General features: G+C 58.5%; 1 pseudogene. It reads right to left on the reverse strand.

Going from position 1 to position 265, the window contains the following annotated elements:
• Window positions 1–172 precede the first annotated feature (172 nt).
• A pseudogene (locus tag AF337_RS40630) lies at window positions 173–265 on the reverse strand (DUF1883 domain-containing protein); the annotation flags it as partial.

A 265-nucleotide genomic window follows, 5' to 3' on the forward strand; every position in this document is an offset into this window, starting at 1 on the left:
CGCGACAGGAGAACTGTGATCGACGTGGCAGTCTGATTCAATGATCCTGATCAAGGATCGGGGAGGATGTACGCGTTTTCCGAGCGCTTGATGGCTGCACGAACGCTCTAATCGGGGGCGCCGGCTGGTTGCCAGGAGAGACGAGCCGAGAAGATGCGTGGTGCTGCCAAGCTCAGGAAACGCGCGGTGTCTTCTGATTTGGTGGTGCGGCGATTACCTTGACGGACGATTCCGCAAGCCCGTGATGACCTTCCATGTCGACGAC

It is taken from the genome of Rhizobium ecuadorense (genome assembly GCF_001187535.1).
Lineage (GTDB): Bacteria > Pseudomonadota > Alphaproteobacteria > Rhizobiales > Rhizobiaceae > Rhizobium > Rhizobium ecuadorense.